This is a genomic window from Kitasatospora sp. NPDC101447 (assembly GCF_044767225.1).
Taxonomy (GTDB): Bacteria; Actinomycetota; Actinomycetes; order Streptomycetales; family Streptomycetaceae; genus Kitasatospora.
The window spans coordinates 1-26026 of sequence record NZ_JBIWNL010000038.1; the positions used below are offsets into that span (position 1 = coordinate 1).

Annotated in this window: 20 protein-coding genes; 12 read left to right on the forward strand and 8 right to left on the reverse strand. The window is 73.9% G+C overall.

What is annotated here, in order from left to right; genetic code table 11:
- The first annotated feature begins 322 nt into the window (after window positions 1–322).
- The 4 genes from ACIRST_RS34630 (at window position 323) to ACIRST_RS34645 (ending at window position 5304) form a co-directional block, all read left to right on the forward strand.
- Window positions 323–1405, forward strand: coding sequence for an aKG-HExxH-type peptide beta-hydroxylase (locus ACIRST_RS34630; RefSeq protein WP_402807481.1), 1083 nt, complete (start codon window positions 323–325; stop codon window positions 1403–1405).
- A gap of 304 nt (window positions 1406–1709) precedes the next feature.
- Window positions 1710–1895 (forward strand): hypothetical protein, encoded by a 186-nt coding sequence (locus tag ACIRST_RS34635; protein ID WP_350524897.1) that lies wholly within the window; start codon window positions 1710–1712, stop codon window positions 1893–1895.
- A 66-nt stretch (window positions 1896–1961) separates the two neighbouring features.
- A complete protein-coding gene (locus ACIRST_RS34640; protein ID WP_402807483.1) occupies window positions 1962–4364 on the forward strand; it encodes an FxsB family cyclophane-forming radical SAM/SPASM peptide maturase in 2403 nt (800 codons plus the stop codon).
- A gap of 208 nt (window positions 4365–4572) precedes the next feature.
- On the forward strand, window positions 4573–5304 hold the full coding sequence (locus ACIRST_RS34645; protein WP_402807485.1) for an aminoglycoside N(3)-acetyltransferase: 732 nt from the start codon (window positions 4573–4575) through the stop codon (window positions 5302–5304).
- A 365-nt stretch (window positions 5305–5669) separates the two neighbouring features.
- On the opposite strand, the gene ACIRST_RS34650 is transcribed toward ACIRST_RS34645, so the two are convergent.
- The 3 genes from ACIRST_RS34650 to ACIRST_RS34660 form a co-directional block, all read right to left on the reverse strand.
- Window positions 5670–6461 carry an alpha/beta fold hydrolase gene (locus ACIRST_RS34650; protein WP_402807487.1) on the reverse strand — a complete coding sequence of 264 codons (792 nt, stop codon included), beginning with the start codon at window positions 6459–6461 and terminating at the stop codon, window positions 5670–5672.
- Window positions 6462–6505: 44 nt separating this feature from the next.
- Complete coding sequence (locus ACIRST_RS34655) at window positions 6506–7168, reverse strand: DUF4097 family beta strand repeat-containing protein (RefSeq protein ID WP_402807490.1); 663 nt, start codon at window positions 7166–7168, stop codon at window positions 6506–6508.
- A 201-nt stretch (window positions 7169–7369) separates the two neighbouring features.
- Window positions 7370–7969, reverse strand: coding sequence for an NIPSNAP family protein (locus ACIRST_RS34660; RefSeq protein WP_402807493.1), 600 nt, complete (start codon window positions 7967–7969; stop codon window positions 7370–7372).
- Between the two features lie 55 nt (window positions 7970–8024).
- On the opposite strand from ACIRST_RS34660, the gene ACIRST_RS34665 reads away from it, so the two are divergent.
- From ACIRST_RS34665 to ACIRST_RS34680, 4 genes are all read left to right on the forward strand, one after another.
- A complete protein-coding gene (locus ACIRST_RS34665; RefSeq protein ID WP_402807494.1) occupies window positions 8025–8957 on the forward strand; it encodes a helix-turn-helix transcriptional regulator in 933 nt (310 codons plus the stop codon).
- Window positions 8958–9144: 187 nt separating this feature from the next.
- On the forward strand, window positions 9145–10626 hold the full coding sequence (locus ACIRST_RS34670; RefSeq protein ID WP_350524904.1) for a TIR-like protein FxsC: 1482 nt from the start codon (window positions 9145–9147) through the stop codon (window positions 10624–10626).
- On the forward strand, window positions 10623–14630 hold the full coding sequence (gene fxsT, locus ACIRST_RS34675; RefSeq protein ID WP_402807499.1) for an FxSxx-COOH system tetratricopeptide repeat protein: 4008 nt from the start codon (window positions 10623–10625) through the stop codon (window positions 14628–14630). Before ACIRST_RS34670 ends, fxsT begins: the two co-directional genes overlap by 4 nt.
- 37 nt (window positions 14631–14667) lie before the next feature.
- Window positions 14668–15633 (forward strand): 2-hydroxyacid dehydrogenase, encoded by a 966-nt coding sequence (locus ACIRST_RS34680; RefSeq protein WP_402807501.1) that lies wholly within the window; start codon window positions 14668–14670, stop codon window positions 15631–15633.
- 82 nt (window positions 15634–15715) lie between these two features.
- On the opposite strand, the gene ACIRST_RS34685 is transcribed toward ACIRST_RS34680, so the two are convergent.
- From ACIRST_RS34685 to ACIRST_RS34695, 3 genes are all read right to left on the reverse strand, one after another.
- On the reverse strand, window positions 15716–16582 hold the full coding sequence (locus tag ACIRST_RS34685) for an alpha/beta fold hydrolase (RefSeq protein ID WP_396552242.1): 867 nt from the start codon (window positions 16580–16582) through the stop codon (window positions 15716–15718).
- 11 nt (window positions 16583–16593) lie between these two features.
- Complete coding sequence (locus ACIRST_RS34690) at window positions 16594–17601, reverse strand: DUF4231 domain-containing protein (RefSeq protein ID WP_402807504.1); 1008 nt, start codon at window positions 17599–17601, stop codon at window positions 16594–16596.
- A 265-nt stretch (window positions 17602–17866) separates the two neighbouring features.
- Entirely contained in the window at window positions 17867–18631 is a 765-nt protein-coding gene (locus tag ACIRST_RS34695) for an SIS domain-containing protein (protein ID WP_350524907.1), read from the reverse strand.
- A gap of 221 nt (window positions 18632–18852) precedes the next feature.
- Between ACIRST_RS34695 and ACIRST_RS34700 the strand changes: the two genes are divergently transcribed.
- Window positions 18853–19548 carry a metal-dependent transcriptional regulator gene (locus ACIRST_RS34700; RefSeq protein WP_350524908.1) on the forward strand — a complete coding sequence of 232 codons (696 nt, stop codon included), beginning with the start codon at window positions 18853–18855 and terminating at the stop codon, window positions 19546–19548.
- Between the two features lie 473 nt (window positions 19549–20021).
- On the opposite strand, the gene ACIRST_RS34705 is transcribed toward ACIRST_RS34700, so the two are convergent.
- Window positions 20022–20723 (reverse strand): bifunctional DNA primase/polymerase, encoded by a 702-nt coding sequence (locus tag ACIRST_RS34705; RefSeq protein WP_350524963.1) that lies wholly within the window; start codon window positions 20721–20723, stop codon window positions 20022–20024.
- A 315-nt stretch (window positions 20724–21038) separates the two neighbouring features.
- Here ACIRST_RS34705 and ACIRST_RS34710 point away from each other — a divergent pair, with 315 nt between their 5' ends.
- Window positions 21039–22415 (forward strand): transcriptional regulator, encoded by a 1377-nt coding sequence (locus ACIRST_RS34710; RefSeq protein WP_350524909.1) that lies wholly within the window; start codon window positions 21039–21041, stop codon window positions 22413–22415.
- 177 nt (window positions 22416–22592) lie between these two features.
- The gene (locus ACIRST_RS34715) at window positions 22593–23870 is read left to right on the forward strand and encodes a hypothetical protein (RefSeq protein WP_402807508.1); all 1278 of its coding nucleotides are present in this window, start codon (window positions 22593–22595) and stop codon (window positions 23868–23870) included.
- 84 nt (window positions 23871–23954) lie between these two features.
- On the opposite strand, the gene ACIRST_RS34720 is transcribed toward ACIRST_RS34715, so the two are convergent.
- A complete protein-coding gene (locus tag ACIRST_RS34720; protein ID WP_402807510.1) occupies window positions 23955–25262 on the reverse strand; it encodes an ABC transporter substrate-binding protein in 1308 nt (435 codons plus the stop codon).
- A gap of 175 nt (window positions 25263–25437) precedes the next feature.
- Here ACIRST_RS34720 and ACIRST_RS34725 point away from each other — a divergent pair, with 175 nt between their 5' ends.
- Window positions 25438–25953: a hypothetical protein gene (locus ACIRST_RS34725; protein WP_350524912.1), complete on the forward strand. Its 516-nt coding sequence runs from the start codon at window positions 25438–25440 to the stop codon at window positions 25951–25953.
- Window positions 25954–26026: the final 73 nt, after the last annotated feature.

Consider the following 26026-nt stretch of genomic DNA (forward strand, 5'->3'; position numbering starts at 1 on the left):
GGGTCGGGCGCCGTTGGCAGTCTGAAAATCACCCGCAACGCCCCTCTCCGGGCCACCCCCTGCGCCGCCCCCGTCCGTCCCCGCAGCGCGTCCCTTTCGCGGGGGGAGAGGAAGGGGGGAGCACTCTCGCTGGGGAGGGGGGTGGGGAGCTGGGGGTGAGGGCTGGGGGAGGGGGAGCACTCGCGCTGGGGGCGGCTTCGGGGGTGGGTGCGGCGGGGTGGGTTCGTCCGTTCGGGTCATGCGTGTCCGTTGGCCGGATTGTCCGGCGTGGCGGGGGGAGACTGCGAGCGGATGGGGGCGGTGCGGCGTAGGAGGAGGAGTGGTGGCGGGCACGGACGAGGCGGTGGCGGCCTGGGTGCCGGGTGCGCGCGGGGCGGACGGGCTGCCCCGGCACGGTGTGGACCGGGCGACGTTCCTGGCGATCGCGGGCGCTCGCGGTGGGCCGGAGGCCGTCCGGCTGTTGCGTGCGGGGCAGTTGAGCAAGCGGGCGTTGCTGCTGCTCGCGCTGTGCCGGGCTGTGCCGGACCACGAGGGCTACCGCGAGGCGTACGCGCGGGTGCGGGCGCTGCAGCGCGAGGACCGGGCGGGGTGGGAAGAGGTGTTGCTGCGGCCGGAGTTGGATGCCTGGGCGGCCGACTGTCTGCGCGGTGTGGCGGCGGGTGCGGAGGGTTCGCCGGGCGGGCCGGGCGAGTTGGGGGACTTCCTCCGGGCCGACGTCGGCCGGAGGCTGGTGCTGGACTGTGACGGGTTGCGCTGGGCGCCGTCGGTCGATCACGTCGGGCCGCGCCGGGTGGACTACGGCCGCCCGCCGGCCGGGCCGCTGACCGACGCGGAACTCGCCTGCTGGGAGGAGAGGTTGGCCGGCGCCTGGCGGATCCTGGTGCGCCGCCACCGGCGGCACGCGGAGGCGGTCGCGGCCTGTGTCACCACGATCGTCCCGCTCTCTCCCGCCCCCGGCGGGGAGGCGGTCAGTGCCGCGGCCCGCCGGGCGTACGGGGCGGTGGCGGCCTCGTTGCCGGAGGAGCCGGTGCTGCTGGCACTGGCGTTGGTCCACGAGTTCCTGCACGTCCAACTCGGTGCCCTGCTGGACCTGGTGCCGCTGCACCGCCCCAACGGTCCGGCCGTCTACCACGCCCCGTGGCGGCCCGACCTGCGGCCGGCCGGGGCGCTGCTGCAGGGCACGTACGCGCACCTGGGGGTCGCGGACTTCTGGTGTGCGGAGGCTGCCGCGGGCGCGGATGCGGGCCGGGCGGAGCGGGAGTTCGTGCGGTGGCGGGGGCACAGTCTGGCGGCTGCGGACACGCTGCTGCACTGTGGTGAACTGACGTTGCACGGCCGGGAGTTCACCGAGGAGCTGGTGCGTTCCGTGCGGGAACTGGGTGGCGGTGCCGGTCGGCGGGCCTGAGGTCGGTGCTCCGGCCGGCGTCCGCGGGTGGGGGGAATCAACCGGAGGACTCGAACGCTTACCCGGGTGCTTACCCCGGCGGTGCGCTTCGGCGCGCGCCAGGGCGAAGTGCGCGACCGCTGTCCGGGTGAAAAACTCGGGGCTCCGAGCCCGTTGTACGACGTCGGCCGCCTGGCGGGCCCGACGTGAGTCCAATGTGAGTCGACAACGTGCCGCGCGGAGCCTCCGCGGGCACTACATTGGGTCGCAACTGGGTGGGCTTACCCACCCTCGGCAGGTCCTAACCGCGCCTAAGGAAACGAATATGACTCCGGTAACCAGCACCAGGCCGGCCGGCAAGCTCACTGACACTCAGGAGACGCCGGAACGCCCGTCCCTCGCCGATCTCGCCGCCCTCGGGGCAGAGGAACTCGCCTCCCGCCTCCAGCGCGCACTCCCCGGCGCGGAATCCGGCCTCGTGCCGGTCGCGGCCTTCAACTCCTCGATCTGACCCGGCCCGTACCGCCGGGCAGGACCAACCGAGCCGATCGATCCGAACGGATCTCCGAAAAGTTCCATGACGACGTCAACTCCGCTGCCCCTGACGCAGTTCGTGGTCAAGATCCATAGCAGATGTGATCTCGCTTGTGACCATTGCTACGTCTACGAGCACGCGGACCGCAGCTGGAGCTCCCGCCCGAAGGTCATCGCGGACGGGATCCTGGCCAAGGCCGCCGAACGCATCGGCGAGCACGCGGCCGCCCACCGGCTGCCCGCCGTCCGGGTCGTCCTGCACGGGGGAGAACCCCTGCTCGCCGGCCCGGACCGCTTGCGCCGCGCCGCCGAGGCGTTCCGGGCGGCGCTTCCGCCCGGCTGTGCGCTCGACCTGCGCATCCACACCAACGGTGTGCTGCTGAACCGCGCCTTCTGCACGCTGTTCGCGGAACTGGACCTCAAGGTCGGCATCTCGCTGGACGGCGACAAGGCCGCCAACGACCGCCACCGGCGCTTCGCCGACGGGCGCAGCAGCCATCCGCAGGTGCTGCGGGCGGTCGCGCTGCTCAACGAGCCCGAGTTCCGGCACCTCTTCGCCGGGCTGCTCTGCACGATGGACGTCGAGAACGACCCGGTGGCGGTGTACCGCGCCCTGGCCGAACTCCGTCCACCCGCCGTCGACTTCCTGCTCCCGCACGCCACCTGGGACGAGCGGCCCAAGCGCCCCGCCGCCCTGGGCGCCACCCCGTACGCCGACTGGCTGCTGACCGTCCACCGGCTGTGGGAAGCGGACGGGCGGCCCTTCGCGGTCCGGACCTTCGAATCCGTGCACCGGACCCTGCGCGGGTTCTCCAGCCTCACCGAGTCGCTCGGGCTGGAGCCCTCGGACCTGGCCGTCCTGGAGACGGACGGCACCTTCGAGCAGGCCGACAGCCTGAAGACCGCGTACGACGGCGCGCCCGCCACCGGGCTGAACGTCTTCGCGCACAGCCTCGACGACCTGGCCCGCCACCCCGGCATCGCCGCCCGCCAGTCCGGCCTGGCCGGACTGAGCGAGGCCTGCCGCGCCTGCTCCGTGGTGCGCTCCTGCGGAGGCGGGCTGTACGCCCACCGATTCCGGAGCGACGATGGAGGAGGCAGCTTCGACCATCCCTCCGTCTACTGCGGTGATCTCATGACGTTCATCAACGGTCTTGCGGGGAGCGCCGGTTCGGCTGCCGTGCCGCCCCAGGGCGGGCAGCAGCCCGCCCCCGAACCCGAGCTGCTGCCCGGTGCGCTCACGTCGTCACAACTCGACGAACTCGCGCGGGGCTACGGCGGCGCGGAGACGGTGGCCGCGCTCGGACGCTCCCAACTCGCCCTCACCCGGGCGATGCTGGCCGCCGCCTGGGACGCCTCCGGACAGGGGCGGCCCGAGGCGTGGGCCCTGCTCTCGGAGCTGGACGTCGAGGCCCCCGCCGCCGTCGACGCCGTCCTCGCGCACCCGTACGCCCGAGCCTGGGCGGCCCGACGGCTCGCCGGGGACCTGGCGGTCGGGCTCGGCCCGCTGGCCTCGCTGGCCGCGGCCGCCGCGGTCCGGGCCGGACGGGGGGACGCGGTCGCGGTGCCGGTGCGCGGCGGGTGGCTGCACCTGCCGACGCTCGGGCGGATCGCCCTGCCCGACGGCGAGGCGGTGGTCTCCGGGCGCGCGGACGGCTTCGAGGTGCGGGCCGGCGACGGCACGGTGCGTACGGCCCTGGACGAGCCGCTGCGGCGGGTCCGGCTGGCCGGCGGCTGGACGGTCGCCCTGGAGGACGCCGACCCGATGCGCGACTGCCACGACCACCCGGTGGCGGACCGGCTGCCGGACGGCGAACTGCTCGACTGGACGGGCGCGTTGCGCGAGGCCTGGGAGCTGCTCGGGCGGGACCTGCCCGGGTACGCCGAGGGCATCCGGACCGGACTGACGACGGTCACCCCGTTGCGGCCGGGCCCGGCAGGCCGGGACGTCAGCTCGGCGGCCCGGCAGGCGTACGGCGCGGTCGGCATCGCCCGGCCGGCCACCGCGCCGACGCTCGCACTGCTGCTCGCGCACGAGTTCCAGCACGTCAAACTCGGCGCGGTGCTCGACCTGATGGACCTGTACGACCGCGCCGACACGGCGCTGTACTTCGCCCCCTGGCGGCCCGACCCCCGGCCGCTCGAAGGGCTCCTCCAAGGCACCTACGCCCACCTGGCCGTCACCGAGTACTGGGGCACCCGAACCCTGGCGTACGACGGGCTGCCGGGCGAGGCCGCCGACCGGGCGCGCGCACAGTTCGCGCTCTGGCGGCGGTACACCGCCGAGGCCGTGGAACGGCTGACCGAGTCCGGGGCCCTGACCGGGACCGGCTTGCGCTTCGCCGACGGCATGCGTGCCACCGTCGCACCCTGGCTCGCCCTGCCGCTGCCCGCCGCCGCCGAGCACGCGGCCGACCGGGCGCGACGGGAACGGGCCGGAGTCTGACCTCCCACTCCGCCCTGCCCCGGGACCTCCCTCACCCCGGGGCCCTCAACCCCGGGGAACCGTCATCCTCACCGAACCGCGAACCGGCAGCGTCGCCGTCGCAGACCCCGTCCGGCCACCCGTCGCCGCATCGGTCACGCCGGCCGTCCGTCCTCATGTCCGCCCGCTCTCGCGTGAGTTCGCCGACCTCGGGGTCCGCGCGGGCACGGTGCTGCACGTCCAGGCGTCCCTGCGCGCGCTCGGCCCGGTGCCGGGCGGGGCCGCGGGCGTGATCGACGCCCTGCTGGACGTGCTGGGCCCCGAGGGCACCCTGGTCGCCTACACGGCCACCCCCGAGAACTCCGCCACCTCGCGCATCCACCAGTCCGCCACCGCCGGTCTCTCCCCGGCGGAAGTGGACGACTACCTGGCCGGGATGCCGAGGTTCGACCCGGCCGCCACCCCCGCGTCACCCACCATGGGAAGGCTGTCGGAGGCGATCCGGACGTACCGGGGCGCGTGCCGCAGCCGCCACCCGCAGACCTCCTGGGCGGCGGTGGGCCGTCGAGCGCAGGAGATCACCGGCAGTCACCCGGACGAGTGCCACCTGGGCTTCGACTCCCCGCTGGGCCGGCTCTACGACCTGGACGCCCGGGTGCTGATGATCGGCGTACCGATGAACCGTTTCACCGCCTTCCACCTGGCCGACCTGCGGATGCCCGACGTCGCCGTCCGCCAGTACCGCTGCGTGGGGGAGCACGGGTGGACCGCCTTCGAGGCACCCGACCTGGACGACCTCCACTTCGGCGCTCTCGGCGAGGAGGTGCTGCAGGCCGCCCGCGGAATCACCACCGCGCACATCGGGGGCGCGGACTGCCGCCTGATCCCGGTCCGGGAGTCCGTCGACCTCGCGGAGCGGATCCTGCGCCGCACCCGCACCCGCACGGGTCCCCGTACCTGAGCCCGCGCCGGCGGGGGCGCGGCCGTCCGAGCGCGCAGGGTATAACTGGCATCGCTCTGCGTGCTCGGTGTGTCTCTGGAGGTCGAGGAAACAGTGGCGCGGGATCTGAAGGCGGTCGTGGCGATCGCAGCCGTCGGTGCGGCACTGGCGCTGGCACCTGCGGGGAGCCCGGGAGGTGCACCGCAGCGGATCGGCTACTTCTCGGACTCGCCGCTGCCCGAAGGGAACGTCCCCCTGACGCGGCTGCCTCCCGAGGCCCGACCGCAGCCCGCCTCCCCGCGCCCCCGGAACGCCGGGGCGCGGGGCAGGGAGTAGGGAGTAACGGGTGGGGGCGGCCGATGACGCCGTGACGGATTCCGGCACCGTCAGGCGAGTTCGCGGACCGCGGCGGCGACGGCCCGGAAGTCCTTGCGCAGGATCTTGGAGTGGTTGCTCGGGACCTTCGCGCTGACCGTGATGTTCGGGTTGCGGGCGAGCACGGCGCCGAGGCCGGCGCGGAGCCGTTCCATCACCTCGGCGTCGCCGCCCAGGTTGCCGCCGGTGGCCAGCACGTAGCGGGTCGGCACGGTGATGCGGTCGAAGACCGGGTCGAGGGCGGCGGGTGCGCAGAGTTCGTTGAGCTCGATGTTGATCTCGGCGTGCTGGGCGGCGCTCATCCGGGCGGCCATGCCGAGCCGGCGGCAGATCGGGAACAGCGGGCTCAAACGGCGGAAGAGCTTGCGGATCCGGGCCTTCGTGGCCTCGTCGAGCCACTCGTGTGTCATCGCGCCGTCCACGGACACCGCCCCCAGCACCCGGTCCGGGTTCCGGGCGGCCCAGTGGACGGCGAGCATGGCGCCGTAGGACCAGCCGACCAGGACAGCCTTCTCGACTCCCCGCGCGGCGAGGACGGCGTCGAGGCTGCGGACCGAGGACTCGAAGGAGTAGTCGCAGGACGTCCCCGACTTTCCGCGGGCGCGCTCGTCGAAGGTGATGTGCCGGTAGCCGTCGCCGAGTTCGGCGATGACGCGCTTCCAGTGCGACCGGTCGGCGTAGGAGCCGTTGAGGTAGACGACCGGGGTGCCGGGGCCGCCGGTGTCGGTGACGGCGAGGGTGGTGTCGTCGACGGGGACCGTGCCGGTCCAGGCGGACGGGCGGGCGGTCGTCTCGGTGCTCATGGGGTGCCTTCCTGTGGCCGCTGGGGACGGAGGGGGGGAGGGGGTCAGAGGCTGCGGGCGGTGATGTCGCCCTGGGCGGTGGTGGCGCGGATGTCGAGGGTGGTGGTGCCGTCGTTGCGCAGGGCGTTGGTGATGCGGCCGTGGCCGGTGGCGGCGTCCAGGGCGGCGGAGGTGCCGGGGGCGGTGTCGACGGTGATGTCGCCGAGTTGGGTGCTGAGGGCGAGGGTGCCGCGGTGGGCTTCGGTGATGCGGATGTCGCCGCGGGCGGTGCTGATCTCGGCGGGGCCGGTGAGGCGGCCGATCTCGACGTCGCCGTCGACGGCGGTGAGGCGCACGCTCGCGGCTTCGTCGATCTTGATCCGGCGGTAGGCGCCGTCGAAGGCGAGGGCGCCGAGGCGGCCGACGACGCGCAGTTCGGCGGAGGCGGCCTCGGCCTCGACGTCGGAGCCGGCCGGCAGCTGGACGGTGACCTCCACCGAACCGGGGCCGAGGAGCTGGTTCCCGGCCTCGGGCACCCGGATGCTCAGGACGCCGTCGGTGTAGGTCACGGTGGTCTGCTCGGCGGTGCGGACGTCGCGGTTCCTGCCGGGGTCGGCCGGGCGGACCTCGACGGTGGTGTCGGGGCGGTCGGCGGCGATCAGCTGGACCCGGCCGGCCGGGACGTTCAGGACGGCGGTGATCGCGGCGGGGGTGTCGAAGGTCTGCATCGTGCTCTCCGGTGTTCGTCGGTGTTTCTGACGATGGAAAAGCTACGTTGCGTTCAAAGATCAGGCAACAGCTTCGTTGCTTCAAATGGCCATCGCTGCAGGTGAAGACGGAGAAATCGTTGCGCTGGGCGCAGGCTTAACGCAACGACCCTCACCCCTTGCGTTGCAATGGGATGAGGGTGAACGCTCTGCGGGCCGCCGTTACGGCGTCACGGGCTCCAGTCGCAGCCGCCGGAGGGGCCAGGGCGCCGGTGCGGCGGGGCCGAACCAGAGGCGGACGTCCTCGCCGGTGCGCACGGGCAGCCGGAGGAAGTCGTTCTCGGCGTGCTCGGTGCGGTGCAGCGCGTGATGCGGGCTCAGATTCCCTTCGGCATAGGCCTCGAAGGCAGCGGCAGCGGCAGCGGTGGCGCCGGCATCGACCTCGACATCGGCATCGGGACGGCGAGCGCCGAGGCGGCAGACGGTTGCGAGCACCTCGCGGGTGCCCGGCGGTGGGGTGAAGCCGGGGCCGCGCAGCAGCAGGACGTCGTCGCTGTCGACCATGGTGGCGTTGGCCGCGTCGCGGTGCGCCTGCCAGACCGGGCCGCCGTAGAACGCCTCCAGTGCGCGACGGCGCTCGGGCATCGAGGGGAAGGCGCGCAGCCAGACGAAGCGGTCCGGGTCGTCCAGGTCGCGGAAGCGGCCGCCGACGGTGATGCCGACCGCCTGCTGCCCGGTCACGAACTCGCGCTCGAACAGCTCGATCAGGGTTTCCCGCGCGCCGGGGTGCAGGGTGTACTGGCGGAGCTCGACGATGGTCATGCGCCGCAGGTTAGGGGTGGTCCCCTGACATCCCCCGTCAGTGGATACTGGCGCCATGCGCGCGAGTCGGCTGGTCACCCTGCTCCTGCTGCTGCAGAACCGCGGCCGGATGACGGCCGAGCAGCTGGCGGGGGAGCTGGAGGTCTCCGTCCGTACGGTCTACCGGGACGTCCAGGCGCTCGCCGCGGCCGGCATCCCGCTCTACGGCGACGCCGGGCACGCCGGTGGCTACCGGCTGGTGGACGGCTACCGGACGCGCCTGACCGGGCTGACCGCGGACGAGGCGCAGGCCGCCTTCCTCGCCGCGCTCCCGGGTGCCGCCGCCGAGCTGGGCCTCGGCGGGGCGCTCGCCGCCGCCCAGCTCAAGCTGCGGGCCGCCCTGCCGGCCGGACTGCGCGAGCAGGCCGGGCGGATCCAGGAGCGCTTCCTGCTCGACGCCCCGGGCTGGTACGGCGACGCGGACGACACCCCGCACCTGGCCGGTGTCGCCGCCGCGGTGTGGGCGCGACGGGCGGTGGTCCTGCGGTACCGGCGCTGGCGGGCGCCGGAGGAGGTCGAGCGACGGGTGGAGCCGTACGGGCTGGTGCTGAAGGCCGGGCGCTGGTACCTGGTCGCGGCCGGGCCGGCCGGGCTGCGGACGTACCGGGTCGATCAGATCATCGGACTCCGGGAGCAGGACGAGGAGTTCGTCGTACCGGACGGGTTCGACCTGGGCGCGTACTGGGCGGACTACCTGGACGACTTCCGGGCGCGGCTGCACACCGGGGAGGCGCTGGTCCGGCTCACCCCGGAGGGCGCCCGCCGCCTCGGCGTGGCCCCCGCGGCCGGGGGAGGCCGGACGGAGGCCCGGGTGCCCATCGAGTCGGTGGACCACGCGCACGGCGAGTTCCTGCGGCTCGGCACCGACGTCGAGGTACTGGAACCGGCCGAACTCCGCGACCGCATCGCCGCCACGGTACGGGCCCTGGCCGCCCGCTACACCGCGTGAGGCGGACGGGCCGAGGAGCGGAGCGAGGGTACTGCTCCTGCAGCGGAGGCAGCAGCATCGTTTCGGTCATGTCAATTCGTGCGGGTCGTTGTGCTATTCCATTGGGGTGTCAGTCGTTCCTACACTGAAGCCCCGCCGCACGGGGGCTGCGGGAGGCAGGTTGCCGACGGGCCCGGGGGAGGCGCGTGTGACTGACCGGGGCTGGGACGAGGACGACACCCGGCCGTACTTCTTCCTCTCCTACGCGCACACCCCGAAAGCCGGTGCGCGTGGCGCCGGCGACCCCAACCACTGGGTCCGGCAGCTGTACCGGGACCTCTGCGAAGCGGTGCTCCAACTGACCACCGTGCCCGACGGGGTGCCGGTGGGCTTCATGGACGAGTCCATGCACCAGGGCGAGTTGTGGGCCGACCGGCTGTCCGACGAGCTGGCGAGCTGCCGGGTGTTCGTCCCGCTCTACTCCCCCCGGTACTTCAACAGCGTGCCGTGCGGGCAGGAGTGGCACGCCTTCACCCGCCGCCCCGTCTACCCGGCGAACCTCGACTCCGAGCGCACCAGCGGCATCGTCCCCGTGCTGTGGGCGCCGATGAGCCGCTACCGGCTGCCCAAGGTGGCCAGTGAACTCCAGTTCAACCACGCGAGTTTCGGCCCCGACTACGCCACCGAGGGCCTCTACGCCCTGATGAAGCTCAGCTACTTCCGCTCCGCGTACGAGCTGGCCGTGCACCGCCTGGCGGCCCGGATCGTGCAGGTGGCGGAGGAGACCGTGATCCCGATCGGGCGGCGGCTCGAATTCAACGCCCTGCCCAGCGCCTTCAACGTCACCGCGCCCACCAAGCAGCTGCGGATCTCCGTCCTCGCCTACCACCAGGGCGAGCTGCCGGCCGACCGCAACCCCGACTACTACGGCGAGCGGCGCACCGACTGGCACCCGTACCGGCCGGTCGGCTCGCCCATCGCCCAGCACGCCGTCCGGCTGGCACGGCAGTTGGGCTTCCAGCCGACCGTGCACGAGTTCGACGACGAGGTCGAGTCGATCCTCGGGGGCAACGCCGAGGCCCCCGGCCTGCTGCTGCTCGACCGGTGGGCGCTGCGCGACCCGCACCGGCGCGAGCTGGTGCGGCGCTTCGACCGCTCGGACGCCACCTGGGTGAGCGTCCTGGAACCGTGGAACGCCGACGACCCGGAGTGCGAGGAACAAGCCGGTGAACTGGGCGACCTGAGCGACGACGCCCTGCGCATCACCCGGCGCGCGAGCCGCCCCAGCTTCCTCGGCGCCACCGGCCCGACCGGGCTGCACTCGCTGGAGGACTTCGACGACGCACTGCCCCGCGCCGCGATGAAGGCCAAGTACGCCTTCGAGGGACGCACCAGGGCCGAACCCGAGGAACCGCCACCGCCCAGGCCCAGCCTGCGCGACGCGTTCCGGCGCGGCGGAGGCGGCTACGGACCGGACGGATCCGGGCCGGACCCCTTCGACGAGGACCGGAACCAGGGCAACGGCCGGGGCGCCCGGGACGACGGCCACCGTGACCCCGGCCACCGCGACCGCCCCGGCGAGCGCACCGGCCACCGCAACGACCCGTACCGCGAGCACGACCCGTACCGCGACGACGGCGATGACCCCGATGACGGGATGGCGCCCCTGGGAGGACGAGGAAACCGATGACCGAGAACCGCACCAGGAACCTCCGCCTCGGTGGCCTCACCGCGGCCGACCTGGCCGACCGGCGGGAGGCCGAGCGCCAGGCCGCGGAGCAGGACCGCAACGGCCGGATCATCACCTTCTACTCCTACAAGGGCGGCACCGGCCGCACCATGGCCCTCGCCAACACGGCCTGGATCCTGGCCGCCAACGGCTTCCGGGTGCTCACCGTGGACTGGGACCTGGAGGCGCCCGGCCTGGCCAAGTTCTTCCACCCCTTCCTCGACCCGGCCTCGCTCGCCGGGACCACCGGGATGATGGACCTGATCGCCGAGTACCGCGAGGAGGCGCTGCGCCCGGTCGAGCACGCCGAGGGCTGGCACCTGGACTTCGCCCGGGTCCACCCGCACGCGCTGTCGCTCACCTGGCCGCACTTCCCGGCCGGCGGCAGCCTGGACTTCCTCTCCGCCGGCCAGTTCAACCGGGACTACTCCGAGGCCGTCACCCACCTCGACTGGGACATCTTCTACGACCGCTTCGACGGCGGGCAGTTCTTCGACGCCCTCAAGGCCGACATGGCCAAGCGCTACGACTACGTGCTGATCGACTCCCGCACCGGCCTGTCCGACATCGCCGAGATCTGCACCGTCCAGATGCCCGACGACCTGGTGGTCTGCTTCACCCTGAGCGACCAGTCCATCGACGGCGCCTCCCGGATCGCCCAGCACATCCACGACCGCTACCGCGAGCGCGGCATCCGCATCCTGCCCGTCCCGATGCGCATCGACGAGGGCGAGAAGGAGAAGGCGGACGCCGGCCGCGCGCTCGCCCGGGTCCGCTTCGACGGCCTGCCCACCGGCCTGGGCGGGGAGGAACTCGCCCAGTACTGGGGCTCGGTGGAGATCCCGTACCGGCCGTTCTACGCCTACGAGGAGATCCTGGCCACCTTCGGCGACCAGACCGGCACGCCCACCTCGATGCTGGCCGCCTGCGAGCGGCTGACCTCCACGATCACCGAGGGACGGGTCTCCGGCCTGCCGCCGGTGGACGAGGCGGTACGGCTGCGCTACGTGGACGCGTTCACCCGCCGCCGCCCGTCCGTCCCCGCCGACCTCTACCTCTCCTACGTCCCCGAGGACCGGATGTGGGCGGACTGGATCGAGTCCGTCCTCACCCGGGCGGGCTTCCGGGTGCTGCCCCGCGACCTCAGCGCCGGCACCGACCCGCGCGAGGAGACCGAACGCGGCATCGACTCCGCCTTCCGGACGGTCGCCGTGCTCTCGCCCGCCTACCAGCGCTCCCCGCAGGCCCGGGCGCTGTGGGAGTCGGTGGTCAGCTCCGACCCGTCCGGCACCCGGCGCCAGCTGCTGCCCGTCCGGGTCGGCGACGTCCGGCTCACCGCGCCGTTCAGCAACCGCAACCCCGTCGACCTGGTCGGCCGCGACGAGACGCAGTCGATCCAGAGCCTGCTGCGCGCGCTCGGCCGCGGCGACGCGCCGCTCGACGACGCCCCCAACGGCGGGCCGCGCTTCCCCGGCAGCAAGCCGTCGGTGTGGGACGTCCCGCCCCGCAACCCCTCCTTCACCGGCCGCTCCGCCGTCCTGGAGCAACTGCGCAACCAGCTGCGCGGCGGAATGGCGGCCGTCCTGCCGACCCCGCAGACCCTGTACGGGCTCGGCGGCGTCGGCAAGACCCAGGTGGCGCTGGAGTACGCCCACCGCTTCATGTCCGACTACGACCTGGTGTGGTGGATCGACGCCGAGCAGACCGAGCTGGTCGCCCCGGCGCTCGCCGAACTCGCCCGCCGGCTGGGCCTGCGGGTCGGCGACTCGGTGACCGAGGCCGCCGAGGCCGCCCGGGAGGCACTGCGCCGCGGCGTGCCCACCTCGCGCTGGCTGCTGATCTTCGACAACGCCGACGAGCCCGCCGAGATCCGCCGCTTCTTCCCCGGCGGCTCCGGCCACATCCTGGTCACCTCCCGCAACCAGGCCTGGACCGGGCACGCCGAGGCCCTGGAGGTCGACGTCTTCACCCGCGGGGAGAGCGTCGAGCACCTGTGCCGGCGCGCCCGCAGCCTCTCCCGGCCGGACGCCGACCGGGTCGCCGAGGCGGTCGGCGACCTGCCGCTGGCCGTCGAGGTGGCCGCCGCCTGGCTGGACACCACCGGCACCCCGGTGGAGACCTACGTCGCCCAGCTGCACGCCGAGGCCGCCCGCGCGCTGGCCGTCGGCCGCCCCGCCGACTACCCGACCCCGGTCGCGGCGACCTGGAACGTCTCGATCGGACGGCTGCGCGAGCAGTCCCCGGCGGCGGTGCGGCTGCTGCAACTGTGCGCCTTCTTCGCACCCGAGCCGATCTCGATGAACCTCTTCTACAGCGACCAGATGATCAGGGCGCTGGTGAAGTACGACGCCGACCTCAGCGACAAGTTCATGCTGGGCAAGGTGATCCAGGCGATCGGCCGGTACGCGCTGGCCAAGGTCGACGCGGGCAGCAACAGCTTCCAGGTGCACCGCCTCGTCCAGGCGGTGATCCGGGCCGGGATGACCGCCGACGAGCAGGAGGTCGCCGTCCACGAGGTGCACCGCATCCTCACCGGCGCCCGGCCCGTCCTCGGCGACACCGACGACCCGGCCAACTGGCCCGCCTTCGACGAGATCTGGCCGCACCTGTCGCCCTCCAAGGCGCACAACTGCGACGAGGCGGACACCCGCCAGCTGCTCATCGACCGGGTCCGCTACCTGTGGAAGCGCGGCGAGCTCGACCGCGCCCGCGACCTCGGCCACGCCCTCGACGCGGAGTGGACCAGCAAGCTCGGCGAGGACGACCGGCAGACCCTGCTGCTGCGCTTCCAGCTGGCCAACGTCCTCCGCTCCCAGGGAAGTTACGCCGAGGCGCTGGCGCTGGACGAGGCGACCCTGGAACGGCAGCGGGCGCTGCTCGGCGAGCACCACCCGTACACCCTGATGACGGCCGGCTCCCTCGGCGCCGATCGCCGGGCGCTCGGCCGGTTCCAGGCCGCGCTCGACCTCGACCGCGAGATCCTCGACCAGTTCCGCGAGTTGTTCGGCGACGACAACCCGCGCACGCTCTCCATGGCGAACAACCTGGCGATCGACTACCGGCTGGTCGGCGAGAGCGAAGCCGCCCGCGAACTCGACCAGGAGACCCTCGACCGGCGCACCGCCGTCCTCGGCCCCAAGCACCCCTACACCCTCATCACCAAGTCCGCCCTCGCCCGCGACCTGCGTGAACTGGGCGACTACCGCGGCTCGGTGGAGCTGCTCCAGGAGGTCACCGCGGACTTCGGCGACGGGCTCGACCCCGGCCTGCCGGAGAGCCTGCGCAACGCCAAGTCGCTGGCCGTCTCGCTGCGCCGGATGGGCCAGCTCGCCGAGGCCCGCCGGATCACCAAGGAGACCTACGAGCGCTACCTGGAGCGCTACGGCGCCGACGCCCCCGACGCGCTGGCCTGCGCGCTCAACCTGGCCGCCGACCACAGCGCGTTCGGCGACAAGGAGGCCGCCCGCGACCTCTGCTCCACCGTCTTCGAGGGCCACCGGCGGCTGTTCGGCGACGAGCACCCGTTCACCCTGGCCTGCGCCAACAACCTCGGCATCTACCTGCGCGGCAGCGGCGACGTCCAGGGCGCCATCGAACGCGGCCGGCTCACCGTCGAGGGCCTGACGCGCTCGGTCGGGCCCGAGCACCCGTACACCCTCAACGCGATGATCAACCTGGCCAACGCCTACGGCGACGACGGGCAGCTGACGCTCGCCGAACAACTCGGCCGGGCCGCCCACCAGGGCCTGTGCGAGCGCTACTCGGCGCAGCACCCGGACGCGGTGGCCTGCGAGGCCAACCTGGCGGTCACCCTGCGGACGGCCGGCCGGCACACCCAGGCCGCCGAGCTGCGCGCGCGGTCGATCGCCGAGCTGATCCGGCAGTTCGGCGAGGAACACCCCAACACGGTGTCGGCGCGCGGCTGGAAGCGGATCAACCGCGACCTGGAGCCGCAGCCGGTGTGAGGCCGTCCCGGCAGGGGGCGGGGTACGCTGCCGAACCATGGTCGACACCCCGCCCCCGGTCCTGGTCACCCGGCGCCTCGCGCCCGGCGTCATCGAACGGCTGACCGCCCACCACGCCGTCACCCACCACGACTCCGACCGGGCGATGGACCGGTCCGAGCTGCTCGCCGCCGTCCGCGGCCGGCAGGCCGTGCTCACCACCCTGGACGACCGGGTGGACGGCGAGTTCCTCGACGCGGCCGGCCCCGGGCTGCGGATCGTCGCCAACCACGCGGTCGGCTACCACAACATCGACCTGGCCGCCTGCGCCGAGCGCGGCGTGCCGGTCACGCACACCCCCGGCGTGCTCACCACCGCCACCGCCGACATGGCCTGGGCGCTGCTGCTGGCCGCCACCCGCCGGCTCGGCGAGGGCGAGCGGCTGCTGCGCTCCGGCGCGCCCTGGACGTGGGCGCCCAACTTCCTACTCGGCCTGGAACTGGCCGGCACCCCGCTGGGCGTGCTCGGCATGGGCCGGATCGGGCAGGCGGTGGCCCGTCGGGCCCGCGCCTTCGACATGCCGGTCAGCTACCACAACCGCCGCGAACTGCCGCCCGAGCAGGCCGAGGGCGCCGACTGGAAGCCGCTGGAGGAGCTGCTCGCGACCTCCACGGTGCTGGTCGTCACCTGCCCGCTCGGCGAGGCCACCCGGCACCTGCTGGACGCCCGCCGCCTGGCACTGCTGCCGCGCGGCGCGGTGGTGGTCAGCATGACCGCCGGAGTGGTGGACGAGGAGGCGCTGGCCGCCGCGCTGGAGTCCGGGGCGCTGTTCGCCGCCGCCGTGGACAACTTCGAGCACGAGCCCGTCGTCCCGGCCGCGCTGCTCGCCCAGGAGCGCGTGGTGCTGGCCCCGCACCTCGGCAGCGCCACCGTCGCGACCCGGCAGGCGATGGGCGGCCTGGCGGTCGACAACGTCCTCGCGGTGCTCGGCGGCGCGGAACCGCTCACCCCGGTGCGGCCCTGACCCGGCGCGGTTTCGGCCCGGTGCTGCTCTGACGCGGTGCGGTTTCGGCGCGGCCCGGTGCGGACCGACCGGGCCGGTACAGCTAGCCCGCCGCCCAGGCCAGGGCGGTGGTCATCACCCGGAACGCCCCGAAGTGCGCGGCGCCGGGTTCGAGGAACAGCTCGGCGGCCGGGATGTGGTCGGCCAGCCAACGGGAGTGGTCGACCGGCGAGAACTGGTCGTCCGCGCCGTGCCAGAGCCAGGTCGGGACACCGATGGACCCGACCTCGAAGCCCCAGTCGGCGGTGAAGGCCAGCACGTCGTCGATCCAGCCGTCCGCGCCGTGCCGGAACGCCTCCCGGTAGTTGCTCTGCAGCATCCGCCGCAGCCCGCTGTCGGCCACCACCTCCCGGTCGGCGGGGGAGAGTTCGGTGCGCAGCCCGTTCAGCAGCCGGACCGGGTCGTCCTTGATCTGCCGGGAGCGGAACTCCATCGCGTCGGCGATCCGGCCGTGCCCGCGCTCGGCCTCCTGGTAGGCCCGGACGTTGGACGGGGTCATCCCGGCGTACCAGTCCAGGCCGGTCGCGTTGCGCGGCGCGAGGCCCACCAGCACCGCGACCCGGCTGACCCGCTCCGGCAGCAGCGCCGCGCAGGCCAGTGCGTGCGGGCCGCCGCCGGAGCGGCCGAGCACCGCGAAGCTCTCCAGCCCGAACTCGTCCGCGATGGCCCGCACGTCGGCGGCCGCCGCGCTCACCCGGCGGCCGAACAGCCGGGTCGAGTCGCCGTAGCCGGGCCGGTCGTACGAGATCAGCCGCACGCCCAGCCGGTACAGCACGGTGGAGCGCGGGTGCGGGCCGACCCTGCTGCCGGGCATGCCGTGCAGCAGGAACACCGGCCGGCCGCGCGGGTCGCCGAGGGACTCGACCGCGAGGGCGCGGTCGTCCGCGGTCTTGACCATCCGTAACGACACCTGCGGCCTCCTCAGTGCTCCCGGTCGGTTCGGTGCTCCGGGGCGGTTCCGTGTTCCCGCTCGGTCTCCTGCTCCCGGGCGCCGTCCCGGTCCTGCTCCCGGTCGTGCTCCTGCTCCCGGTCGGTGGTGGTGCGCACCTCCCGGCGGGCCTGCCAGGTGGTGTGCTCGCGGGAGATCGCGTCCTCGGCGTCCCGGGCCAGCCGGGCCCAGATCTCCTCCGCCTCCGGCGAGTCCAGGTCCAGCTCGGCGAGCTGGCGCTGGATCTGCGCCAGCTCCTCGGCGGCCAGCCCGTACGCGGCGGCCAGCGGCCGGTACTGGCGCAGCTGCGCCCACGCGGTGACCGACGCGGCCACGGCCGAGACGGTGCCCAGCGCGTCGTAGGTGAACGCGCCGAGCGCCCGCAGCAGGGCGAGCACCAGCCCGAGCGCGGGCAGCAGCACGCCCAGCACCCCGGCCCAGTGGCCGGTCCGGGCGCAGTAGCGGGCCTTGGCGCGGTACCAGTCGTGCTGCACCTGGATCCGTTCGGCCAGGTACACCTCGCGGCGCACCGCCAGCGGCTGCTCGCGCAGGTCGCGCATCGCCGCGGTGATGTCCGCCCCGCTCCCCGCCCCGCTCCCCGGCACGGCCGCCGGGCCGTCCCGGAAGGCGCCGAGCACCCGGCCGAGCTGGAAGCGGTACAGCCCCTCGGCGTCCGGCAGGGCGCGCGGCGGCGGCTGGTAGGCGTCGGCCCGGACGGCGTACTTCCAGACCAGGGTCTTCACCGACTCGGCGGCCGCCCGGCCCTCGTACCAGAGGCCCTGCGGGTTCTGCCGGCTGATCACCACCGCCAGCGCGACCGCGCCGAGGTAGGCGACGGCGGCCGGCCAGGCCCAGGGCTCGCCGTCGGCCGAGCCGGTCGCGGCGGCGACCACCAGCAGGACCAGCTCCCAGGCGGAGAGCAGCACGGAACGGCGCTGCCCGCGCAGCGAGGCCGCGTCGGCGGCCCAGAAGAATCCGGGCAGCAGGTCCCGCTCACGCACCCACCCGGTCCGTCCCGCCCCAGACGCCATGTTCGGCCCCCACCCGTCGCTCCGGTCGCTCCGCTCTCCTGCCCCGGGCGGGTTCCCGGTACGCCTGGCGCCGCCCCGGGCGGCCCGCAATGGCCGGGAAGTCCCGGTGGTTTGTCCGGTACTCCGCGTGTTCATGCCGCCACCCAGCGTGCGGGGTGCGGCGGCCCGCCGGGCGGGGGCGGGTCGGTGGGTGTACGGGCGCAGGCGGGTCGGCGGGCGTACGGGCGGGGACGGGTCAGTAGGTGTAGAGGACCCGTTCGGCGTTGTCGGCCATCTGTCGGGCGTTCCACTCGGTGCCGCCCGGGACGTTGCCGGAGCGGAACAGCGGCGGGGCGGGGGCCTCCCCGGCGGCGGCCCGGTCGGCGAGGCGGCCCACCGCCGAGGCGACCACGGCCTGCATCAGCGCGCTGGTCACGATCGTGGAGACGGGGCCGAAGGTGGTCTCGGCGCCCGGGTGGGTCAGCTCGCCGTCGCCGACCGCGATCTTGCTGTCCAGCACCACGTCGCAGTGGTCCTTCAGGTAGGTGCCGGACGGGTGCGCCGAGGGCACCTCCTGCGGGTAGGCCAGCGAGGTCACCCCGACCACCTTCAGTCCGCGGTCCCGGGCGTACCGGGCCAGCTCGACCGGCATGACCTGGCGGCCGGACAGCGAGATCACGAACAGCAGGTCGCCGGTGGTCGCCGGGGTCAGGTCGAGGGTCGCGGTGGCCAGCCCGGGGACCCGCTCCAGGGCGCTCGACAGCGGAGCGGGCATCACCGTCACCCCGGCCGTCCCGGGCACGTTCAGCAGGTTCACCGGGACGAGCCCGCCCGCCCGGTAGACCACGTCCTGGGCCGGCAGCGAGGAATGTCCGGCGCCGAAGGTGAAGACCCGGCGGCCCTCGGCCATCGCCTCCGCCAGCAGCGCGGCGGCGGCCTCGATGGTGTCGGCCTCCTCCTCGCGGACCCGCTGGAGGTGGGCGATCGCGGCGTCGAAGTACCTGCCGACCAGGTCGTTCATCTGGTGCCTCCGCTCTCTGCCGGTGAGGGAGCCGGCCGGGTGGGGCGGTCCGGGTGGTCCAGACCGCCGGTGGAGAAAGCTACGGCGAGCACGGTCGCGTCCCGGCGGTCCCGCTGTCAACAGGAACGAAATGCCGTACCGGAAGCCCCCGAGCGGCCCCGGTTGTCGCCCCGGTAGGTCAGAATTGGCGATGAGGACACCGAAGAACGGAGCCAGCGGCGATGTCTGGGCTGATCGACACCACTGAGATGTACCTTCGCACCATCCTGGAGCTGGAGGAGGAGGGCATCGTCCCGATGCGCGCCCGGATCGCGGAGCGCCTGGAACAGAGCGGGCCCACGGTCAGCCAGACGGTCGGCCGGATGGAGCGCGACGGTCTGCTGCAGGTCGCCGGGGACCGTCACCTCGAACTCACCGAGGAGGGCCGGCGGCTGGCGGTGCGCGTCATGCGCAAGCACCGCATCGCCGAGTGCCTGCTCGTCGACGTGATCGGGCTGGAGTGGGAGCAGGTGCACGAGGAGGCCTGCCGCTGGGAGCACGTGATGAGCGAGACGGTCGAGCGCAAGGTGCTCGCCATGCTCGGCCACCCGACCCAGTCCCCGTACGGCAACCCCATCCCGGGCCTGGACGAGCTGGGTGACGCCAAGGCCGAGGGCGAGGGCTTCGACGCCGGTCTCGTCCCGCTGGACAGCGTCAAGCCGGGCGACACCGGGGCCGACGTCGTGGTCCGCCGGATCGGCGAGCCGATCCAGACCGACAGTGCGCTGATGAGCACGCTGCGCCGGGCGGGCGTCCGGCCGGGCTCCACGGTCAAGGTGAACGCGGGCGTGGTCGGCGGCGTGCTGGTCGGCAGCGGCGAGAACGCGGCGGAGCTGGGCAAGGACATCGCCCAGCACGTCTTCGTCGCCCAGGCCTGAGGTTCCACCGCCCGGACCGGGGCTCCACCGCCCGGCCCGATGCCCCACCGCCCGTTCGGTACGACGACCAGGGCCCGCTGCGTTCCGTGCAGCGGGCCCTGCTCGTCCTCCCCGTCCCTCCCTGTTCCCTCCCGTCCCCTCCGCTCCCTCCCGTCCCTCCCTGCTCCCTCCCGGCTCCCCTCCGGCGCCTCGCCCGGCTTCCCCGTCCGAGCGACCCTCCGGCGCCCCCTCACCGCAATTCCTCCCCTCGGCCGATCATGGCAATCCTTGAGCGCTGTCACTCGTACGAGGGGCTTCTGCGGTTGACCAGCGGGTAGACGGAAGCCTTATCCGGACATGCGTATGACGGGCCCCGCCTCCGGTGGGAGGCAAGGCCCGTCACTGGCGCGCGTGGTGTCGCGCAGTGCACGCCCTCGCCCGATCGGCGTAGGGCGGCCGTGCAGGGGAGGGTGAACCGGCGGGGGAGGCCCCGCTCAGCCCACCGCCGCCGGCTGGGCGGCCGGGGCGGCGCGGTGGGCGGGCGCCTCGCGTCCGCAGGCGTACGCGAGCGGGCTGATCAGCTCGGCGGCGTCGGGCAGCCAGCGGTTGAGCGCGGAGGGGGAGCGGGCCCACTGGGCGTACCCGGTGGAGCCGATCCGGGACGGCGGGGCGACCGTCCAGTCCCCCTCGCCGCGGGCGACCAGGTCCAGCCGGCCGGGCGGCCAGCCGAGCTTGCGGAGCATCTCCGGGAGCTTGGCCGCGACCCCGGGCAGCACCAGGAAGTGCAGCCGGCGGCCGATCCGCCCGGGCGCGGCGGGCAGCACCGCCACCGGGCCGAGCTGGAGGTCCATCCGCTCCATCCGGGCCAGCGCCAGGCAGCCGGCCGTCTCCGGCACGTCCAGGACGTCGAAGGAGCGCCCGGTGGGCAGCAGGATCGAGGCCTGGGGCCGCTCGGTCCACCAGCGCCGCACCGCCCCCGGCCCCGCGCTCGCCTTGCGGGCCCAGTCCGCGTCCAGCGGGTGGGCGCCCGGCAGCGTGCAGCGCAGGTCGCCGCAGGAGCAGCGGGCGGGCCCGTCGCCGTCGATCAGCCAGGCGCCCGGAGCGACCTCCCAGTGGCGGTTCTCGGCGTAGCCGACGGCTTCGATGAGCAGCGGGGGCAGGCCGGCGTTCTCGTCCTGGCCGGAGGCGTCGGGGATGTCTTCCACGCGCTGCTCAACTACCGTGTGTGAGCCTGGTTACGGCCCGGAGGTGCCCGGTTGGGTGCATCCCGGCAATGTCACCCGTTCCGGTTACTCGACCGAGTTGGGGCGGCCGAAGGCGGGCGCAGCGGGGGCGCACGGGAGCATTTCCCAGGGCGCAAGGGGGGTGCGGATCGTCACCGTGGGTATCCCGCTGGCGTTGCTGATCGCTAACCTGGTGTCAGATTCCTTGGACGGTCGGACAGTCGGCAACAGATCAGCAGAATCGTCGCCCGCCGGCCGGGACCGGAGGGTGTGGGGAGGCGAAGCCCAATGGCCGCGAGACCACTCGTCGCACGACAGCCCAACGAGCGTCTGCAGCAACTGATCCAGGAGGCCAGCTGCTCCAACGCCGGCCTGGCCCGGAGGGTCAACCTCTGCGGTGCCGAGCACGGTCTGGACCTGCGGTACGACAAGACCTCCGTCGCCCGCTGGCTGCGCGGTCAGCAGCCGCGCGGGCAGGCCCCGGCGGTGATCGCCGAGGCCCTGGGCCGCAAGCTCGGCCGTAGCGTGTCGGTCGAGGAGATCGGCATGGCGGACGGCAAGAACCTCAGCTCGGGCATCGGGCTGCAGTTCGCCCCGACGCTGGGCGCCGCCCTGGAGCAGGTCTGCGAGCTCTGGCGCAGCGACGTCGGCCGGCGGGACTTCCTCACCGGGGCGACGGTCGCCGCCTCCGCGCTGGTGGAGCCCAGCCGGGACTGGCTGATCACCCCGCCGGACCCGGTGGTGGCGCGCGCCGGCGGTCCCCGGGTCGGCCCGACCGACGTGGCCGCGATCAAGGCGACCACCGCGATGCTGGTCGACCTGGACCACCGCTTCGGCAGCGGGCACGTGCGCCCGGTGGTGGTGCACTACCTCAACTCGGTGGTCTCCGGCCTGCTCGGCGGCGCCTACCGGGAGGAGACCGGCCGCCAACTCTTCGCCGCGGTGGCCCGGTTGACCGAGCTGGCCGGCTACATGGCGGTGGACACCGGGCAGCCGGGGCTGGCCCAGCGCTACTACATCCAGGCGCTCCGGCTCGCCCAGGCGGCCGACGACCGCGGCTACGGCGGCTACGTGCTGGCCGCCTCGATGAGCCACCTGGCGGCCACCCTCGGCAACCCTCGGGAGATCGCCCAACTCGCCCGGGCCGCACAGGAGGGCGCCCGGTCGGTGGCCACCCCGACGGCGATGGCGATGTTCTACGCCGCCGAGGCCCGCGGCCACGCCCTGCTCGGCGACGCCCGCTCCTGCGAGGCGGTGTCGGCCAGAGCGCTGGAGATGATGGAGAAGCGCCGACCGGAGGACGACCCGGACTGGATCGTCCACTTCGACGACGCCTACCTCGCGGACGAGCTGGCCCACTGCCACCGGGACCTGGAGCAGGCCGGTCAGGCCGAGCACTACGCCCGCCGGGCGCTCGACCTGCACCCGCCGACCCGCGTCCGGCGCCGTGCGGTGGACCTGGTGCTGCTGGCCACCGCCCAGCTGCAGCAGCGGGACCTGGAACGCGCCTGCGAGACGGGCACCCAGGCCGTCCGGCTGCTGAGCGGGCTGCGCTCCAACCGGGGCGTGGAGTACCTGGACGAGTTCCGGCGCCGGCTGGAGCCCTACCGGGAGCAGCGGGTGGTCCGGGAGTTCCACGCCAGAGCGGACGCGGAGGCGGCCTGACCAGCGGCGGACCCGTACCGTCTGTGCAGGGAGCGTGACGGATGTCCCGCCCACGTGGTCACCCGGTGAGGCGAACCGGTAGCGTGGGCGCGACGTCCAAGGAACTGTGATGCTCCCAAGAACCGACGAGATGTGGTCCGCCGTCAGCGCGCGGTCCTGCACAGGTGAGGAATCGCGTTGAGTCAGCGCCGCTCGTACCCCAACTCGGGTGATTTCAACCTGGACGACCTGTTCCGCCCCGAGCCCGGCCAGCCGCAGGGCCAGCCGGGCCAGCCGCAGTTCCAGGGTCAGCCGCAGTTCCAGGGTCAGCCGGGACAGCCGCAGGGGCACTCGGCGGTGCCGCCGGTGGGGCAGCCGTCCGGGCAGCCGGAGTACCTCGGCGAGGGCGCGCACGCGCTGCCGACCCAGGCCGTGCCCGCCCAGCCGATGCCGGGCCAGCCGATGCCGGGCCAGCCGATGCCGGGCCAGGCGATGCCCGGCCAGTCCATGCCGGGCCAGGCGATGCCCGCGCCGGGCGCGCCGTGGGGTGCGCCGCAGCCCGGGTACGGCGTCCCGCAGGGCGACCCGGCCCCGGAGACCCAGTACCTGCCGCCGTACCCGGTCGGCGATCCGCAGGGGGGCGGCTACCCCGCGCCGCAGACCCAGCCGGGCTTCCCGCAGCAGCAGTCCGCACCCGGCTACGGGTACCCGCCGGTCGCGAGCCCCGTCGCGCACCCCCAGTCGGCCTACCCGGCGCAGGACTACAACCAGGGCTACGCCCCGGACCGCGGGCAGGGCTTCGACGCGACCCAGGGCGGCGGGTCCGTCCGCGGCGGTCGCCCGTCCAACAAGCTGATCATCGGCGGGGTGGTGGCGGGCTGCGCGGCGGCCGGCATCCTGATCGCCGTCCTGATGAGCGGCGGCGACGACACCAAGGGCGGCGGGAAGGCCACCCCGGTGGCCGCGACCACCGCCGGCACGGCCCCCGCCACGGCGAGCGCGAGCGGCTCCGGCACCGCCGTCGACCCGGACGTCAAGGCGCAGGCGCAGCCGTTGTCGGACCTGCTGGGCACCGCGAGCGACAGCCGCAGCTCGGTGGTCTCCGCGGTCGCCTCGGTGCAGAAGTGCGACAAGCTGCCGGACTCCCAGCAGGCCCTCACCGCCGCGGCCGGCAAGCGCCGCGAGCTGCAGACCAAGCTGGGCCAGCTGAAGACGGACAAGCTGCCCGGCGGCCAGCAGCTGGTCGAGCAGCTGAACGCGGCCTGGGCCGCCTCGGCCCAGGCCGACGACGAGTACGCGGCGTGGGCGCAGGACGCGCAGGCCTCCTGCGACGCGAAGAAGCAGGACAACCAGCACTACAAGAACGCCGTCCAGGCCAGCGGCACCGCGACCAACGCGAAGAAGCAGGCCTCCACGCTCTGGAACACGATCGCCGGCCAGACCGGCCTGCCGTCGCGCAGCGACGGCGACCTGTAGCCGGGGCCGACGGGCGCGGGCGGCCGACGGGCCCGGGCGGGCGACGGGTGGAGGCGGGCCGGGGTCGGCCCGCCCCGTCGCGCGTCACGCCGGCGGACGGCCCCCGGCGAGCACCCAGCGGACGTCCACGAAGCCCGGTTGCTGCAGGGTCATCCGCCCGTTCCTGACCACCTGGTACGTGACCCAGGTGTTCACCAGCCGGGGCGACGCCGTGCTGGGCAGCATGCTCGTGGTGCCCCAGTTCAGCGGCGGGGTGATCCCGGTGTCGATGCCCTCGCCGGCGTCCAGCAGCCCGGTGATCGACTTCGGGGTGACCGGCTTGCCGGCCTCCGACAGCTTCTGCGCCACCGTCCGGAACACCTCGTACGCGACCCAGGTGGTCTGCACCCCGGGGTCGGAGACGTCGATGGTGCTGCCGCCGGTGGTGTCCGCGCGCACCACCGCGCGCAGCCCGTCCCAGATCTTCGCCGACTCCGGCGGGTACCAGCTGGTGACGTAGGCGCCGCTGAGCGGTCCGGAGTCACCGCCGGTGGAGTCGACCACCGACTGCTGCACGCTGCCGATCACCGAGGCGATCCGGGTGTTCTTCGGGTTCAGCCGCCGGTAGGAGTCCAGCAGGTTGCCGGTCGGCTCGGCGGTCAACGCGCTGGTGATGCAGTTGCCCGGCTCGTCCTTGCCGATCGCCTTGCGGGCGACCTGGGTGTAGTCGGAGGACTGCTCGGGCGCCTTGACGTCCAGTAACCGCAGCCCGGCGGGCCGCAGCGCGGTGCCCAGGTAGCCGATCAGGTTGTCGCCGGCCGGGGTGTCCGGGCGGACCAGGGCCACGCTCTTGCACCCGGCGTCCACCAGCTGGCGGCCGCTGCCCGCGATCAGGGCCGGCATGCCGCCGTCCACCGGGTAGGACAGCGGGCTGGAGAACTCCGGCTGGGAGAGCCCGTACCCGCCGATCAGCGGGATGCCGGCGCGCTCCAGCACCGGCATGAAGGCCTCGCCCCACTGGCTGTAGGAGCCGATCACGGCGGCCACCTTGGCGTCCACCGCCTGCTGGGCGCAGGCGCGGGCGCCGTCGACGGAGTTGTGCTCGTTGCAGGTGATCACCCGCAGCCGGCGGCCGTTCAGCCCGCCCTTGATGTTGACGTCCTGGCCGATCGCGGAGGCGAGCGCGGTCATGCCCGGCCGGTCGGCGGAGCCGGTCCCGGACGGGGCCCACGTCATCACGGTCAGCTCGCCGCCGCCGCTGCCGCTGGAGGCATCGGCCGGTCCGCCGCACGCGGAGGCCGAGAAGAGGGCGGGGAGCAGCGCCGCAGCTGTCGCGGCGGCGGCGATCGGACGTCGGCGGCGGCGCCGCCCGATCGGCGGACGGGCCTGGAACGAGTCCCTTCGGCTGGTCATCGGTCTTCCCTCTCTGGGGCGCACTCCGGCGCACCGGAATCAGCCAAGCCCCGGTGCCACAAGCCGAGAGGGCCGAAGTGTGAACGATCGGAAAACGAAGGCTGAAATCCGGTGGAGTACGCGTGTAGATTCCGGAGTGGAGTACGAACGGACGAGGAACGTACGATCGTTGACCATGTCCGCCAGCACAGATTCTTCGCACCGGTCCGCCCGAAACCCTTCTCGTCCGGGGCACCGCTCCAGCACCATGGGCGGCATGCCGCTCAACGACCTGCCCTGGTGGCGCTGGCGAGCCCGACTGCGCTCGGCGCTGCACATGCTGTCCGACCCCGGTTTCCAGCAGGAGGCCTGGCTGGCCGGCCGGGAGGGCTACGGGGACGTGACCGACGCCGTCTACCGGCTGGTCGAGGACACCTGGCTGGACCGCTGGTCCGCCGAGAAGTACGTGGGCACGATCTTCCGGGACCCGGCCGAGGCCGCGCTGGTCGACGTCGCGGTGCTGCGCGCGGTGCAGATGCTGCACGAGGTGGGTGCGGACGCCCCGGCCTCCGCCTACCTCGGCCACCCCGGGTGGCCGGAGACCGTCCGGGCCGCCCGCGAGGCGCACGTGCTGCTGGCCGTGGGCGACGGGGACGACCCGGACGCGGCGCCCAAGTCGCTGGACGTGCTGCGCATCCTCACCCAGGTCTGACCCGCGGGGGGCGGCGGCCCCGGTCGGACGGGGCCGTCCCGCAGTACGGGCAGCGGGGCGGCGGCTGTCCAGG